The organism is Thermoanaerobacterium calidifontis, assembly GCF_055381745.1.
Map to the genome: position 1 here is coordinate 2581796 of NZ_AP042436.1, position 15174 is coordinate 2596969.

At 35.9% G+C, this 15174-nt stretch carries 16 protein-coding genes; all 16 read right to left on the reverse strand.

Annotated features, from left to right (window positions below; translation table 11 throughout):
* Positions 1-52: 52 nt before the first annotated feature.
* Positions 53-964 carry a type I-B CRISPR-associated protein Cas7/Csh2 gene (gene cas7b, locus ACZ42G_RS13225; RefSeq protein ID WP_464850797.1) on the reverse strand — a complete coding sequence of 304 codons (912 nt, stop codon included), beginning with the start codon at positions 962-964 and terminating at the stop codon, positions 53-55.
* Complete coding sequence (locus ACZ42G_RS13230) at positions 964-2721, reverse strand: TIGR02556 family CRISPR-associated protein (RefSeq protein ID WP_464850799.1); 1758 nt, start codon at positions 2719-2721, stop codon at positions 964-966. Before ACZ42G_RS13230 ends, cas7b begins: the two co-directional genes overlap by 1 nt.
* 14 nt (positions 2722-2735) lie before the next feature.
* Positions 2736-3476, reverse strand: a complete 741-nt coding sequence (gene cas6 / locus ACZ42G_RS13235; protein ID WP_464850800.1) for a CRISPR-associated endoribonuclease Cas6 — start codon at positions 3474-3476, stop codon at positions 2736-2738.
* A gap of 147 nt (positions 3477-3623) precedes the next feature.
* The gene (locus tag ACZ42G_RS13240) at positions 3624-4004 is read right to left on the reverse strand and encodes a hypothetical protein (protein WP_464850802.1); all 381 of its coding nucleotides are present in this window, start codon (positions 4002-4004) and stop codon (positions 3624-3626) included.
* A gap of 11 nt (positions 4005-4015) precedes the next feature.
* Positions 4016-4870 (reverse strand): RAMP superfamily CRISPR-associated protein, encoded by an 855-nt coding sequence (locus tag ACZ42G_RS13245; protein WP_464850804.1) that lies wholly within the window; start codon positions 4868-4870, stop codon positions 4016-4018.
* A complete protein-coding gene (locus ACZ42G_RS13250) occupies positions 4857-5636 on the reverse strand; it encodes an RAMP superfamily CRISPR-associated protein (RefSeq protein ID WP_085113391.1) in 780 nt (259 codons plus the stop codon). Before ACZ42G_RS13250 ends, ACZ42G_RS13245 begins: the two co-directional genes overlap by 14 nt.
* The gene (gene csx7, locus ACZ42G_RS13255) at positions 5629-6378 is read right to left on the reverse strand and encodes a type III CRISPR-associated RAMP protein Csx7 (RefSeq protein ID WP_464850806.1); all 750 of its coding nucleotides are present in this window, start codon (positions 6376-6378) and stop codon (positions 5629-5631) included. The genes ACZ42G_RS13250 and csx7 overlap by 8 nt, the downstream gene beginning before the upstream one ends.
* Positions 6379-6400: 22 nt before the next feature.
* The gene (locus tag ACZ42G_RS13260) at positions 6401-6829 is read right to left on the reverse strand and encodes a hypothetical protein (protein ID WP_274893613.1); all 429 of its coding nucleotides are present in this window, start codon (positions 6827-6829) and stop codon (positions 6401-6403) included.
* Between the two features lie 3 nt (positions 6830-6832).
* The gene (locus ACZ42G_RS13265; RefSeq protein ID WP_464850808.1) at positions 6833-7954 is read right to left on the reverse strand and encodes an RAMP superfamily CRISPR-associated protein; all 1122 of its coding nucleotides are present in this window, start codon (positions 7952-7954) and stop codon (positions 6833-6835) included.
* A complete protein-coding gene (locus ACZ42G_RS13270) occupies positions 7951-8502 on the reverse strand; it encodes an RAMP superfamily CRISPR-associated protein (protein WP_085113396.1) in 552 nt (183 codons plus the stop codon). Before ACZ42G_RS13270 ends, ACZ42G_RS13265 begins: the two co-directional genes overlap by 4 nt.
* 15 nt (positions 8503-8517) lie before the next feature.
* On the reverse strand, positions 8518-10494 hold the full coding sequence (locus ACZ42G_RS13275; RefSeq protein WP_464850810.1) for a Cas10/Cmr2 second palm domain-containing protein: 1977 nt from the start codon (positions 10492-10494) through the stop codon (positions 8518-8520).
* Between the two features lie 9 nt (positions 10495-10503).
* Positions 10504-11799, reverse strand: coding sequence for a TIGR02221 family CRISPR-associated protein (gene csx2 / locus ACZ42G_RS13280; RefSeq protein ID WP_464850812.1), 1296 nt, complete (start codon positions 11797-11799; stop codon positions 10504-10506).
* The gene (gene csx20, locus ACZ42G_RS13285) at positions 11799-12194 is read right to left on the reverse strand and encodes a CRISPR-associated protein Csx20 (RefSeq protein ID WP_464850813.1); all 396 of its coding nucleotides are present in this window, start codon (positions 12192-12194) and stop codon (positions 11799-11801) included. The genes csx2 and csx20 overlap by 1 nt, the downstream gene beginning before the upstream one ends.
* Positions 12195-12362: 168 nt before the next feature.
* Positions 12363-12776 (reverse strand): Fe-S cluster assembly sulfur transfer protein SufU, encoded by a 414-nt coding sequence (gene sufU, locus ACZ42G_RS13290; RefSeq protein ID WP_464850815.1) that lies wholly within the window; start codon positions 12774-12776, stop codon positions 12363-12365.
* A complete protein-coding gene (locus ACZ42G_RS13295) occupies positions 12773-13999 on the reverse strand; it encodes a cysteine desulfurase (RefSeq protein ID WP_274893618.1) in 1227 nt (408 codons plus the stop codon). The genes sufU and ACZ42G_RS13295 overlap by 4 nt, the downstream gene beginning before the upstream one ends.
* Entirely contained in the window at positions 13999-15165 is a 1167-nt protein-coding gene (sufD, locus tag ACZ42G_RS13300; protein WP_464850816.1) for a Fe-S cluster assembly protein SufD, read from the reverse strand. Before sufD ends, ACZ42G_RS13295 begins: the two co-directional genes overlap by 1 nt.
* Between the last annotated feature and the right edge of the window lie 9 nt (positions 15166-15174).

A 15174-nucleotide genomic window follows, 5' to 3' on the forward strand; every position in this document is an offset into this window, starting at 1 on the left:
CTTTCTCAAGAACCTCATTATCATCTTTTCCTGAGATGTTTACTGATTTATCCTAAAAGCTTAACTTTTCTGCAGTAAAGTCTTTTACCACATCGCCAAAATCACATGCGACACCATCTACTGCAAAAACTGTCCTTTCATCTAACGCATATCTCAACTTTTCAATTTTGCCTTTGTTTGCATTAAGGCTTTCGATTAATTCTTTTATCTCGATCTTTCCATCTTGTATGTCCCGCAATTCTTCGTCTTCTGTATCATGGACAAATTTTATCCTTTTGTTTAACTCACCTATCTGATAATTTTTTTCTTTCATGACTACCTGAAGCAAAAATCTTGGCATGTGGCCCATCTTTGAATTAGACATAAGGTTTTTGGTACCATTCCACATTGCTTCCAACATCAAATTTACATCGTCATCTGTAAGCGGTATATTCTGATTTTTAGCTGCATTTTCATTTACAATACCATAGAACGAGATAAGAGAATATGGAAGTATATATTTCTCTGTAAATGTTCCTTGAACATTGCCGCTCTGTGACGGCATTACAGTTGTGCCTTTTATGTAAGTCATGTTGACCTTGTGAAGGGACCTTCCATATCCAAACTGAACAGGACCTGTTAAAGTCATAGTTTTGTCCTTCACTGCTGTCGTAGCACCAAAGAGCCTAACATCTATACATTTATTGATGATATCGTCATTCGACCCGAAGTCGCTTATTCTATCATCTTTTGTCCGCAGTTTTCCGCTTTCATCTCTCGTCTCTAAGATAAACACATCCTTTCCTTTATACTCTGCCAAATAATCTCTTATGGTCCTTTTAAGTCTTACGTCTGTAACTATGTTTATGCCTGTTTCCTCATCGATCCTGGGCTTGTTTTCGTCTACAGGATCTCCATTTGGATTTGCAAAGCTTACATCATAAAGAAAAAGTATTTCTGAGCGGTTGTTTATAACGTTGCTCATCATTGTTCCTCCCCTTTACTATAAATTATTGATGCTATTTCGTCTGCAAGATTTAATCCACAGGCGAAGTAGAAGTTTATTTCATCTACTGGCATATGCCAATCATCTCCCGCTAAAAGAAGATAATTTGATACCTCCTTTGCCAGCAGCCTCTTGCCTTTATCAAATGAATCGTACTCCTCAAGCTTATTCTGCACTTTTGGCAAAAGCCCTCTTATGTCTTTTTCATCCATCTTGAGGCTTTTTAGATTTTTCATGAAAGGCTTTGCACCTCTATCTTTGTACTGCTTTCTGAGAAGCAACTCTGTAAGAGCACCTAATAGCACAAGTCCTCTTTTGATAGGCATTTCGAAGTTTTCATCGTACTTTTTAAAGAAATCTGATAATGGTCTTTCCTCCATGGCTTTAACCTCCATTTCTATCAATCCTAAATTTTGTAAAAACTTAATTGTCATCATTCCATCTTTTATAGCGCTTTGATAGTATTTGTCCTGAATGAATTCATCTCTTACCCGCTTCATTATAAATTTTAGTATCAAGTTTATGTCAATTTTCCTGCCTCTAAAAATCCTGTCTGTCAAATCTAAAAAGTAACCGTCAAGATCGCTGTCTCGCTTCTTCATGTCAGACTTAAACAAAAAATTACGTATATTTTTGAAAGTGAAGTTTTCATTAAAAATGCCGTCTACTGTGTCTTTCGCCTTAAAAATCTCCCTTAGATGGGAAGGAAACACATCTTCTATAAGAAGCAGTATTCTTTCAGCAGAATTTTGCTTTTCTATAAATAGATAGTTTAATGAAATTGAGTCATCAGCATCTTTTAAAAAATACATTATGTCGTCTTCATCCGTTATGACTCTTTTTTTCGTTGATTCTTTTAAGGACACAAGCTTTGAAGACTCTTTGAATATGTCCAATATCTCCTCTTTTACAAATTTTTCACCTATTAGAAATTTGGGTATTAGTTGATATTTGAGCCCATAAAACTTAAATGTCAAATTGTTTTCTATGTACTTCTTACCTTCTTCAAGCTTTAATCTGCAGTCTGGACACACAGGAAAGTTTCTCCACGATTTTTTCTCGTCAAACCCTCCGACTATGTACCCTGTTTTATCAATCGTGTAGAAAGCGTACGTGTCAACCTTGCCAAAAACCAAATCCTTCTTCTCACCACATATTGAACATACTTTGTCATTTGCTGAAAGTTTATTGTATTTTTCATTGTCCGTATCTACGAGGAGTTTTCTAAATAGCGGCATATCGCCGATGTATTTGTATGTACTGCCTTCTACGAATTTCAGCATGAGCACAAACTTATCCTTTTTAGAAGATTGTTTGATAAACTTCACGATTTCCTCTAATATCTCATCTCTATTTTCTTGAATAGCACTGTTCAAATTTTCAAGAAATCGCCTTTCATCTTCATCGATGTTTAATCCTTTTTTGCTAAGGATTTTAAACCAACTTAGAATCTTACCGTTAAACGTCTTGTCAGGCTCTGTAATCTTTGCGACAGGCATATAACCAGGGCCATTGCCACCAGCGCTTGAGTACAAGTACCTTGATATTTTTGGGCTGTCTGTCTCCTCTATCGTCACATCTTTGTATTTTACATCATTACCATCGACTGTAAAATTAATAGCTATGATGTTTTTATACGATCCATTTTGATTTGGATCTTCTATCAAAACATCTAAGAGACTTTTCTTTCCAGCACTTATAGACATCTCTCCTATGTCTTTTACAGCATCCAGCATTTTGCGCACCCCCTTTACAATATCTCAAAGCATCCGAAACCTTGTGAGTTTTTGGCTCCAAGTCCTGAGTAGTAAGCAACCTTCAAAAGATCCGGGTTACACTCCACATCATATATTCCCATCCAGCCTTTTATGACTGTATTTTTGTACTTCATGATTTTTTGATATTTCACATTTTCGTTGCCAATCGGATAAAACTTAAAATATGGATCTTTTACCTTCTCACCATAAATTACCTCATACTTTTTTAATAGGTTTTTTAATAAAAGATCAGAAAAGTTTTCATGCCAAGGTGAGTAGTAATAAGTATACCTTACACCCTTGTCCTCGATTGTAGAGTATGTGACGACAGGTGACAAAAACTTTATCCTTGCCTTATCTCTAAAGACAGGTGGATTCTCGATGTTTATTGAATTAAGCTTAAATGTCTGGTTGTTGAATACGCAAAAGTCTTTTTTAAATATGTTTTGTGAAATGTCGTATATAAACTCATCAATGGGAGAAGATACAGTAAGCTTAAATGGTGGCTTTATCAATATCTTGTCATCTCTTTTTAAAAGCCTAAATTCCCCTTCAAGTCTCGAATACGTAAATAGCTTAAACTGCCTTTTCCCATGTTTGAATCCTTCGTCGTGCATGAATGCGCTGAAATCTCCATCTGTCATGCTGTTATATATAAAGCCTTGCACTATGTGATTGTACTGTATAGGCAAGCGCAACTCTTTGTCACCGCTGAACTCCAATACCACCCTCATCGCTTGATACCTCCTCATTTTCAAAAAGAACATCCACACCACATTCCTATTAAAATTTTTTCCAATGTAATATATTCTCCAAAATCCTCCATTTTCCTGCTAAAGTTATGGAAATTTTTAAAAATAATAAGCGGATGATACCGCTTTTTAAGAAGGTCTTTTATCATGTCCAAAACACTTTACATATCTATTAGCCCAGCACAAAACATAAATCATCTCATCTGTCGTAAGTCTTGCAAAATCTATATTGCAGCACTCTTCATTTTTAAACTTATACACAATGGATAGATACCCTTCTACAAACTTTTTAAATGCTTCTTTTTGTGATTTCCCGCCGCCTAACATAAAGGGATCTTTATTTACAAGATTAAGCATATTAAAAAATTTTGTTTTCACTTCATTTTCATTAGCACTTGCTTTCTTCGCACTATCAAAAAGATTTATAACGATGTCTAATATATTCGTCAATTTATTTTTTACAAAGTATTGCCCCATATTTACTGCCATATCATAAATACCGTCTTGCATTTTATCACCTCTCAGTATCCTCTCTGATTGTTTACAGTATGCCAAACGCTCTTTGTATGCCTTCTGTTCCAAGATAGCAACTCTTTCAACCTTTTTACATTCTTGGCCACATCACCATCATTTTCCCCATACCTATTAGCTCTTTTCGATGCATCAATATGATCGTCTATTGATTTCACCTTTACAGAGCCATAGTAAGCAGGCTTGCCATAACCTAATTTAAGGTAGATATCACCACTTAATCCCAGTGAAAAACACAAGAGATCTAATTCATTATCATCTAAGCCATCAAAAAATACTTCCCCTTCAAATATGCTGCCCGGCATTACAAATTCACAAGGTACTGTGCCTTTTTCTATTATATTCGCATCTCCATGGCTGTAAAATTTTATTCCCTTAAATTTCCCATTAGAATCATAATAAAGGCTATTTTCTGCCTTTGGTTCGTAAAATGTCGGTATGTTTATTATTTCTACGCCATTATCTTTCACAAGCATCAAATCAGTAAACCGCAACCTGCTTTTCTTGCCTAATGAGCCAAACATATCGCATATTATGCAATCATTTTGGTCATTTACACTTTTCCCAATCTTGCGTATGTCTTGCTTTGTGTTTATACAGCTTCTTGATACACTCTCAGCAATGGCCCTTGCGCATCCTTTTAAAGATGAACCAGGTATGATATACTCTCCATTGTACTTTGCAAATTCTCTAAATACAGTGCTGCCGTTTTCATTGTAATATCCTGAAAATATATGGACTGGCGTCACTACCTCAATGCTTATTCTAAGCTTACCACTTTTTAACTCAGACGATTTCACATATTTTTTAGCACCTAATATAGGTACAAAGTTATAAGGTTTCATCAAACTCCACCTTCCTGAAACACTCATCATTCAATGACAACTTGGATAATTTTTCTCTTAATGTTTCTCTGTCAAACTTTCTCTCTATGTAAAATCCACAATCTTCATAACCTGATACGTCTTTTCTATCGTAGTATCTCATTGTAAGCTGAACATCTTGTACAGCCATGCGGCCAAAACCCCTTGATGTTATGCCTCCAAAGACTACATACCCATCATCGATTTCATCTAATATTTCCGTAATCACTTTAATCTGCCAATTAAACACATTCTCCATTTTTATTTCGCATTCAAATATGCCATCTTCTACAACTTCAGGCTCAAATAACGCTTTTCCTTTTGAAGCACCCGTTATTCTATCGATGGCAACATTCTTTCTCTTGCCCATCTTAACTTCTCCTATTGGATAAGCATCTTTAAATAGAATTCGGCTCTTTAAAGCAGTATTGCCAAACATTTTACATGCAGGACAGCTTTCTCTGTACCGCTCTTTTCCATTCATACTGCTACTAAGCTTCTTTCCACAATATTCGGATCCAAATATATCACAGCCTTTTAACTTTTTCTCTGCTCTACTTCTAAATACACCTTTTATACTGCTGCCAGGCATCACTACCGTTAACTTACCATCTTTATAAGACCTTAAAAATTTGTTATCAGGCACTGTCGGATCAAAATCATTGTTGTCAGCGGCTTTTATTGAAAGAGGGCTCATGGTCTTTAAATAAAATTTGAAATATCCTTCATTGTGCAGTTCTTTAAACATCATTCCACCTCATTTCTTCATTTAAACCATTAGATACGTACTCCTTTAGATTGGATTTATCGACTTTATAGATCTTCTCATCAATAAGCTTAATAGTTCCTAAACCTCTGCTTGTCATTCCTCCTACTGATATCTGCCCATTTTTAAGCACATTTAGGCAAAGTTTTAAAAGTTCTATATCGTCGTCATCCAGATTATCCCCTATCATGTGAAGCTTAAATCTCGTGCCAGATGGAGTAATCTCGTAATTGTACTTCTTTCCATCTTTCGCAGTACCTGTATCTCTGTCTATGCCAACACCATCTCTCATATCAAAAAAAGTCTTTTCATCTATCGAATTTAAATCTTTTATAGTAAGTTTTGCTGCTAAATGATTTGAGCCAAAAAGCCTACAAACATTGCAAGAACTTTCGTATATTTCTTCTGCAATTTTTTTGTAATCTTTGTCGTACTTAGTTTTTAATCTTTTAACATCGTCATCACTCACACAAGGTTCATCATTGACTATTAGACATGACCTATAACCTTCAAAAGCGCCGCTTGAAAGGACTCTTTCAACAAAGCTTCTAAGGACTCCTTTTAGACTTGAGCCAGGTATTAAAGGTAGACCATTTTCATCCTTTATAACAGGTGAATCAACTTCAGTAGGATCCATGCTTTCTTGGCCTTTGCCTATGTGAATAGGCTTTAAAGCTACAATTGTACCTTTCACAATATACTTATTTTCAAATTTATCAAACATCTACATCACCTCTTATCATCCTTTAATGCTTATTTCTATTTTTAAAATAGCCGCTTTGACTCTCATTGTTTCTCATTGGCTTTACTCTGTAAGATGACTGCCAATACAAATATCCAAAAAATAGACTTAAAGCCTTTGGCAAAATATCTTCAGGTACATCATTTTTTATCTTCCTCATGTATTCTATTATCTTATCTCCATACTTCATGCCATCAAAGATGCTATTCCAGCCGTTGCCCCTTGATTCTTTGTACTTTATGTAAAGTTCAAATTCATCATAAGAGTCGATATTTGAAGCAATTTCAGCCAATGTCCTGTATTGTGATATGCCAATCTTGTCTTTTTCTCTTCCTTTTTCATCATTTGCGTGAATCGATAAAAAATCTCTTTTTGATGCTATTTCATCTGAATATTCAATCAGCTTTTGCTTTAACTCTTTGCCTATATTCATATTTTAATTACCTCCATTCAAATGTATTTTATCGCAAATTTTCACATTCCCATATCCATTTGCAGTATTTTGCCCAATACCTGACTTCTCCGCAGAATACAGCTTGTCTTTGATGCCATCAATGTCTTCATTTGTACCGATTAAAACGACAGAGCCTTTTTCTATATAAACTGATGGTTTCTCCCTCATGTCATCCGTTGGTTTTGATGTATCGTATCCTCTGTATAAATTGCTTTCTGAGTAAACTTTTATCACGTCATATTGAAATCCAAGATTTAATATTTTCTTCCACAATTCTTTGTAATCATCTGTCGTCTTTAAAGGAATATTATAGTCTATATCAGGTATCATGTCTGAATAAAAATCAAGCGTTATAAGCGTCTTATATGTCTTACCACCATACTGCCTTTTGCCGACAATTTTATTCAACTTTTCGATTCTTTCTATCAAATCAACTTCATTTCCTGCACCTTCACTACATATTTCGATCTCGCATTTACCAAATCCGCTGGAAGTATCTGCACCAATCCTAAGCGTTTTAAATTCTTCAAGATCATTTGTTCCATCTACATACCCTTCAAATTCTAAGCCTTCTTCTATTGCTAATATGCTGTACAATCCTCCATCTCTTGCTGTCTTCGTGTATGGATCGATTGCTGTTCTTGTAAAAAGCCTCTTAGGGACATCTACCATTTTCCCATCTTTATAATACCCTGTAGCAAACTCCATTCTCTCTTTGCATCTTGGACATTCACTCTTTCTATTAAAAAGCACATCTACAAGACCATGGTCAATGTGATACTTGCATTTCATTGCAGAAAGCGGAAATGGCCTTGCACCATCATAATAGAAGTTGTAAAATCTTATATTGCTAAAATTCCTACACCAATCTTTATACTTACATCTGCTGCACTTTTCATGATCTCTTATGTATATCCAATTGTACCTGCCATTTTTATCAGGTCTTCCTACATCGTGCAGTGGACAATTCCTCAAAATCTCTCTTGCAATAGCTGCCCTTATAACGTCACCTGGTATGTAATCTTTAGTAGTTAAAAAATTCCCTACCAAGTTTCTAGCACCTACTATAAGAGGTGAAATAAGGTTTAACTTTACCTTTATCATTCATCCCCCTCCTTAACATCAACATGGACCCATCCATATCCTCTGCTTTTACCCGCCCCAATGCTTTCTATCATTTTTAAAGATATCAAGATGAGTTCTTCGTACTTTTCTGTACTCTCATCTAAGTATAAATCCATTGTTCCTTTGAATGCACCACCTTCATAGATTTCCATTGAGTTTAGCGAATTGTCTTTTGCCACTTTTCTATACCTATCAACAGAAGTTGAATACCTTATAGTCCTGCTGCCAATGTTAACACTACTTTCATCTAATAATAAATCATCTATATACAACTTAGATGGGTTATACCCAGGTGAACCAAATACCTTGCATACAGGGCACGTGCACTTCATATCATCACGGTGTTCTTCATCGATCAAAGACATGAAATTTTGCCTCATGATCCCTTTCATTGTAGAAGCAGGTATATAAGGTTTTCCGAGCCTATCTTTTATAAAGTATTTATCCACAAGGTTGCCAGTGCTACTGCCTGTAGCAATGCACATTGGGGATTTTAATTTTACAACTATGTTAAACGTCTTTTTCAAAATATCACCTCAATCCTATACATAATCCCAAATCTCGGTAATATCATACCATGGCGAGTAGTATTCCATGCCGTTTTCACCTGAAAACTTAAAAAGCCCTTCTTCAAAACAGCCATTGGCTATCTCCACAAGTCCTTTTTCAAAGTCTTCTATATTTGACCTTGACCTATCATACATGTAAAAAAGCCTAAACTCCAATGGCAACATCATGCTTGCAGCATCCCTAAGTTTGTATATATGGTTTTTCATCATCTTTTTGCTTTCTTTCATTTTCAGTATCAAGTCTACAAGCTTAGTCATTTCAATCCACGTGTAATTTAAAATACCTTGATGTATGAAATCATAATTGCTACCTTTATCCCTATTCAATTCCAAATACATATTGCTTTCTAAAACCGCAAATGAAACAGTACCAATTTTGTTGTCCATCTTTTTTGAATATGATTTAGCTTTTTTCAAAAGCTTATTGGCCAATTCAAACATATTCCGTATAGGTGTGGAATATTTGCTTATTGCAACGCCAATAGACATTGTCACATTTGCACTTTTGTTAATATCCGACTTATTTTGAAATTCCATGTCAAATGTTTCAATAAGCTTTGACGCCATTATCAAACTGGATTTTGCAGGGGTTATTATGAATATATCGTCTCCTCCAAGTTCAATAACTTCAAATGGGATCTCTTCTCCTTCTACCTCATACCCTTTCCGTATAGCCTCCAATGTCGCTTTAAAAGCAGAACTTTCCGCTTTTCTGCTAAAATACATCATCTCGTACACATTTTTTATGTTCTTTATTATGTTCCCGAAGTTATTGCCATCACCGTATATTAATGCCATGTATCCATTGTTTTTAAAAGCCCCAATCTCGTCTAAGCCTTGAACTTTTTTGCCGCCGTATTGTCCTTGTCCAAATCTTTTTAAGTGCATTCTCTGAAATTCCTCATGAAATCCACTTTTAGCGTAAGTCCCAGCTTCAATTTTGTGAAGGCAGCTTAAGCATACTCCTTTTTCCCCTTCACTTGTCTGAATTGTATAGTGGGCATCTCTCAAATTACAGAATTTACATATCAATTTAGATTTGCTTTCTATCTGTTTGTGGGTTATCTCATTTATCACCATGTCTTTGTCTTCTATTCCTTTATTTATATCACCATAATTTGGATCAACATTTAAGTACAGCTTTAACTTTTTCCTGTCTTCCAGCATTTCTTCACAATCTCTTATGACATCTTTATAATCATTCAGTAGATCTTTTAAAGTTGTTTTGTACGATATAAAGGCACTTTGAGCTGTTATCGTCACATCTTCATAAAGTCTTTCTAAGTCATACTCTATATCAATATCATTATCAGGAACTACTGCAAAGACATTTCCTCCACCACAGTAGATAATAGCCTCTGGTATAAACTTCTCTTTGAAGTAATCAGGAATCCTTACTCTGTTTATGTTGTCTAAAAGATAGCTGGAACCTCTCAAGCACTTTATATCATTGTTCTCAACGATGTACTTTTTTGTCTTGTATACACCGCCTTTTATTATCTTTATATCTGCATTCTTTATGGAATCTTCAAATTTTTCTCCAATCGCCAACATATCTACCATCTTTAAAGCAAGATTTACACTTTCACTTTGAGAAATTTCTATGTCAAAAAAATGACGATACATGTTAAGTCTTACTTCCTCTCGGCTGTCAAAGGCGTACGCAAAACAAACAGCCAATGTAGCAGCATCTTTTAAAGATGGCGCCTTAACATCTTTTTTGTCTTTGTATGGCCTAATGTACGGTATTTCGTCTACATCGTTTTTCAAGTACTCGTATATTTCATCACTGTTCATCACAGATATGTCTCGAGCTATTTTCTTAAATCTCTTTTCATAATCATCCATTTTCATACAGTAATTGGTGCCAGTAACAATGTCTACCCAACTTATATATCCACCGGGAAGTTTCTCATGTCTAACCTTCTCATCTGCGAAATCTATGTACACGCTATCACCTCACTCTATAATTTTTTCTACATCAGCTATAAAGCTGTTAAGTTTTTTTGCAAAAGTTTTATACGGTTTGCTGTTTTCTCTCCAACCAGCATGATTTATGTCGTTTCTAAAATCTTTTATATTGTAAATCAGTTTAGCAAATTTATCACTATTCTCGCTTTCTAATATGTTATTTACAATATCTTCATAAATTTTTGCCTCGTCTTTCCACTTTTCTTTAGGGAGATTATTCCTCTTTATGTAAAGAGCTTGACCTACAGCATCTCTGATTTTTTGATTGCATTTATCAACCCCAAACTTGTTGCAAAAATAAGTTATTATGCCTTCTTCCAGTATCGTAAGCCCTTGCTGTATCATGTTGTGGTCTCTGCACCATTTCACCACCTGTATCATGTTTTTGTCTTCATCATCAGTAAAATTGTCAAAATGATTCTTTATGTTCTCTATTAATGGTGTCATAGGTTTTATGTAGCTTTTCTCTGATATGTTAAAAGCAAAATCTATCTTTTCCTTAAGATCTATCCCATCGTTTGATATAGATCTGCCTCTACAAACTGCCACATTGTTTGTGTAATTCTGTATCGATTTGCCAACCTTCTCTAATATATCCTTGTCATCTCTCATGCCTTTTTTTAAAAGCTGGTCTTTCCCACGCTCTATAAGCTTATTTATGTACCTTGAGTCGCCGTCCTCTATGAAGCGGTCGATTCCAACCGTCCAATCAAGAAGGTTTATAAAAGGGGTGAGATTAAATATAGGCGCATTTCTGTCTTTTAATTCTAGTCTGTCCTCAATTTCATTTGATGGGACTCCAAGTGCCTCTACTGCTCCGTAGTACATGCCTTTTATCTCGCATTTCTTTACGAATTTGGCGTAATTCAATATTATAAGTGCTAAGACAGGCAGTGATCTAAACGAATGCGTTATGTCAAAGATTATCTCATCTTTGTAGTTTATCTTTCCTAATACTTTGTCAAATATATCCCAAAGTTCTTCTTCTATTTCCCCAGATGGGATATCTACGGCTTCAATAGTATTTACTATGCCTTCGTATTTTTTAAGCACACCAGAAAGCCCACTTTTCTCAGGATGCTTTGCATTTGAAAGCCAATTAGCTGTAGTCGCTTCTTTTGTCTTGAAAATGTAAATACCATCTATTTTGATGCCTTTTTTTAAAAAGATATCTATAAGCGCTTCTTGAACATAGCAAATCGCGTCGATTTTTATGTCATCCAACAAATAATTACATTCAGCATATTTGCCTGTACCTAAAAATGAAAAAAATTTTGTTGCCATCATTTCCACCTCTCATATTTTCTAAATCTTACATGTCTAAATATCCTTTGAACTTTTACAGTACCATCATTAAATGTCCTTTCGTCTGCATCTCTCGCAGTCGTAGAATATACAGGTATCAATCCGCTTTCAAAGCAGAAATCCACCAATAAAAATGTAGCTCCAAAATCGCCTTGTATAAGGACATAATCGCCTTTTTTAGAATTTTGCTTTATCCACTCAGCAATCCTATCTACATAAAGACGTATAGACTCTTCCTCCGGCGGTATAGATGTCCATACTTTTTTAAGGTCATCTGGAAGATATATAAATTCATCGACACCAAAAGTGCTATAAGCATCTTCCATTTGGCCCTTTGTAAGTTGATGTGAAAATACTAAAAATATTTTTCTCATTTTGTCATGACCTCTTTTATGAATTATAAAAGGATATAGACTAAAAGAAATGATAATCCTGATAGGTAGGCTAAATATGACATTTATATAGATATTTCTACATAAATCGAAAATTTCCTGCTTAAAAAATAAAAAAAAACGCCTTAACGTAAGTTAAAGCGTTTATTGTTATATTATCTTTTCAAGTGTCTTCCATGCCAACAAGGCACATTTTACTCTGGCTGGGAAGTCTGACACACCCTGCAAGACTTGTGCATCGCCAAGGTCGTCTATGTCCACATCTTTCTTGTGTATCATGTCTATAAATTTTTCCACCAATTTTAAAGCTTCTTTTTTATCTTTTCCCTTTATAAGGTCACACATCATTGATGTTGATGCTTGGCTTATGGCGCAACCATGACCCACAAATGATGCATCTTCGATAACATCGCCGTTCATCTTAAGCTCCAGCGTTATGTCATCACCGCAGAGAGGATTGTGGCCTCTTTCTTTTATGGTAGGATTATGCATCTCCCTTTTATTGGGAGAATTTTCATAGTGCTCCATTATTATCTCTGAGTAAAGCTGATTTAAGTCGCTCATCTAAACCACTTCCTGACATCTTTTAATCCATCTACAAAAGCATCTACTTCGCTTTTATCGTTGTAAACGTAGAAACTTGCCCTCACAGTGGCAGGGACACCCAAATACCTCATGAGAGGCTGGCAACAGTGGTGACCGCTTCTTACCGCTATTCCATCCTGATCAAGTATCGTAGCCACATCGTGGGGATGTACATTTTCCACATTGAATGATATTATACCTGTCCTATCTTTTGCATCTTTAGGTCCGTATAGTTTTACGTAGTCTATCTTAGACAATTTCTCTAAAGCATATTCCGTAAGCTCTTGCTCATGTCTTAAAATATTGTCAAGGCCTATTTTCTCTACGTACTCTATAGCCTTCATAAGGCCGTAAGCACCTTCAACATTTGGCGTACCTGCTTCAAATTTAAGTGGTGATGGTGCAAATGTGGAATGATCCTCAAAAACCTCGTCTATCATCTCTCCACCGCTTAAAAACGGAGGAATGTCATCCAGAAGATCTTCCTTTATATACAGGACACCTATACCCATAGGCGCCATCATCTTATGGCCTGAAAATGCATAGAAGTCACATCCAAGCTTTTCTACATCTATCTTCATATTTGGTATGCTTTGTGCACCGTCTATCAATACTTTAGCACCATTTTCATGCGATAAATTCACAATTTCGTAGACAGGGTTTATGATGCCTAAAACATTTGACGAATGCTGTAAAGCCACAAGTTTAACTTTTTCGTCTCTCAAAATGCTTTTAAACTCGTCTAAATCAAGCCTGGAATTTTCATCAAGGTGAACGTATTTAAGCTTTGCACCTTTTTTCTCCGCCACCATCTGCCATGGAAGGATATTGCTGTGATGCTCGGCTATCGTCAATACTATCACATCACCTTCACCAATGTGTTTAAGTCCCCATGTATATGCCACAAGGTTTATAGACTCTGTGGCATTTCGCGTAAACACGATTGACTCAGATGATTTGGCATTTATAAACCTTCTTACAGCATCTCTTGCTTTTTCGTAAGCTTCCGTCGACAATGCGCTTAGATAATGAGGACTTCTGTACACATTGGCATTGTACTCTTTGTAATACTTAGCAACCGCATCAATCACATACATTGGCTTTTGAGTCGTAGCCGCATTGTCAAAATATATGAGCTTTTTCCCGTGTGGAGTCGTCTTTAACACAGGAAAATCTTCTTTTATCTTTAAAACATCCAGCATCAGCCAGAAATCCTCCTTCCGATGTAACTTCTAACTGCCTCCTTAAGACTGTCATCAGGCAGTGTGTCAATTACTGGATTAAAGCTTGCTTCCACCATCAAAAGCTTTGCTTCTTCCATGCTTAAACCTCTTGACATCATGTAGAAAAGCTTATTTTCATCGATTTGTCCAGCGCTGGCAGAATGGTTTGCCTGCACGTCATCTTCAGAACACCATAATGCCGGTATTGCGTCAGATCTTACTGTCTTATCAAGCAGCAAAACTACCTCGCTTTCATTGCCTTTTGCCTTTTTAGCTCCCCGCTTCATGTCTAAGTTTCCTCTGAAAACCGCCCTTGCTTTATCTTTTAATGCGCCTTTCACATCAACATTGCTTTCTGTCCTGACTCCTATGTGATTAACCTTGTATGACATATCATGGCTTTGATCATAAGCTCCCAAGAATATGGAGCTGAAGTAAGCACTGCTGCCTGCGCCTTCCAATTCTGCCGTCACATCATAAGCATCTACTTTTCCGCCTAAATCGATTTGCGTCCATTTTACAGTAGCATCATTCCCTGTTATTATTATATTATTGTCAAAATTTGAAGAATCATCACTGAACCTTTGAATCTTCACTATATTTACGCTTGCGCCATCTTTGGCAATGACGGCTGTAAGGCCATTGTGAAATCCTCTTTTATCTGAAACCAAATCAAACACAACCGTCAAGTTTGATAGCCTCTCTGCAATAATAAGGTTTAAATCAATTATAGTGTCGTCATCGCCAACTACACTGTAATTCACTGTGACAGGCAGTTTAACATTTGAATTTGGCAGCGCTCTTATACTATAGCCTGTATTGTAAAACGCCAATACCATATTTTTAAACTTTTCGTCAACGCCAAAATTGTGATCCAATGCAGACTTTATCGCATTTAAATCGTCATCCATCAAAGCTTTTGTCAAAGGATTCACCACAAGTCCTTCTTGAGCGTCATTGCCGACGACTGCACTTTTGTATTCTTTATAGTATGGAATGTGGACATCATCCAGTTTAACTCTTTTCCACATAGGCATTGGCACTTTTGAGAATACCTCGTAGCCTTTTACTCTAAGCTCTTTCTCTTCACTTCCGCCTTCCTTTATGATATCTTGTATTGTATTGTAATCTAATGACTTAATCATAGAAACATC

What these genes read in the sequence shown, in the direction of transcription:
- cas7b (WP_464850797.1), bottom strand. Translation starts at nt 964, where the DNA reads ATGAGCAACGTTATAAACAACCGCTCAGAAATACTTTTTCTTTATGAT.
- ACZ42G_RS13230 (WP_464850799.1), bottom strand. Translation starts at nt 2,721, where the DNA reads ATGCTGGATGCTGTAAAAGACATAGGAGAGATGTCTATAAGTGCTGGA.
- cas6 (WP_464850800.1), bottom strand. Translation starts at nt 3,476, where the DNA reads ATGAGGGTGGTATTGGAGTTCAGCGGTGACAAAGAGTTGCGCTTGCCT.
- ACZ42G_RS13240 (WP_464850802.1), bottom strand. Translation starts at nt 4,004, where the DNA reads ATGCAAGACGGTATTTATGATATGGCAGTAAATATGGGGCAATACTTT.
- ACZ42G_RS13245 (WP_464850804.1), bottom strand. Translation starts at nt 4,870, where the DNA reads ATGAAACCTTATAACTTTGTACCTATATTAGGTGCTAAAAAATATGTG.
- ACZ42G_RS13250 (WP_085113391.1), bottom strand. Translation starts at nt 5,636, where the DNA reads ATGTTTAAAGAACTGCACAATGAAGGATATTTCAAATTTTATTTAAAG.
- csx7 (WP_464850806.1), bottom strand. Translation starts at nt 6,378, where the DNA reads ATGTTTGATAAATTTGAAAATAAGTATATTGTGAAAGGTACAATTGTA.
- ACZ42G_RS13260 (WP_274893613.1), bottom strand. Translation starts at nt 6,829, where the DNA reads ATGAATATAGGCAAAGAGTTAAAGCAAAAGCTGATTGAATATTCAGAT.
- ACZ42G_RS13265 (WP_464850808.1), bottom strand. Translation starts at nt 7,954, where the DNA reads ATGATAAAGGTAAAGTTAAACCTTATTTCACCTCTTATAGTAGGTGCT.
- csx2 (WP_464850812.1), bottom strand. Translation starts at nt 11,799, where the DNA reads ATGGCAACAAAATTTTTTTCATTTTTAGGTACAGGCAAATATGCTGAA.
- csx20 (WP_464850813.1), bottom strand. Translation starts at nt 12,194, where the DNA reads ATGAGAAAAATATTTTTAGTATTTTCACATCAACTTACAAAGGGCCAA.
- sufU (WP_464850815.1), bottom strand. Translation starts at nt 12,776, where the DNA reads ATGAGCGACTTAAATCAGCTTTACTCAGAGATAATAATGGAGCACTAT.
- ACZ42G_RS13295 (WP_274893618.1), bottom strand. Translation starts at nt 13,999, where the DNA reads ATGCTGGATGTTTTAAAGATAAAAGAAGATTTTCCTGTGTTAAAGACG.
- sufD (WP_464850816.1), bottom strand. Translation starts at nt 15,165, where the DNA reads ATGATTAAGTCATTAGATTACAATACAATACAAGATATCATAAAGGAA.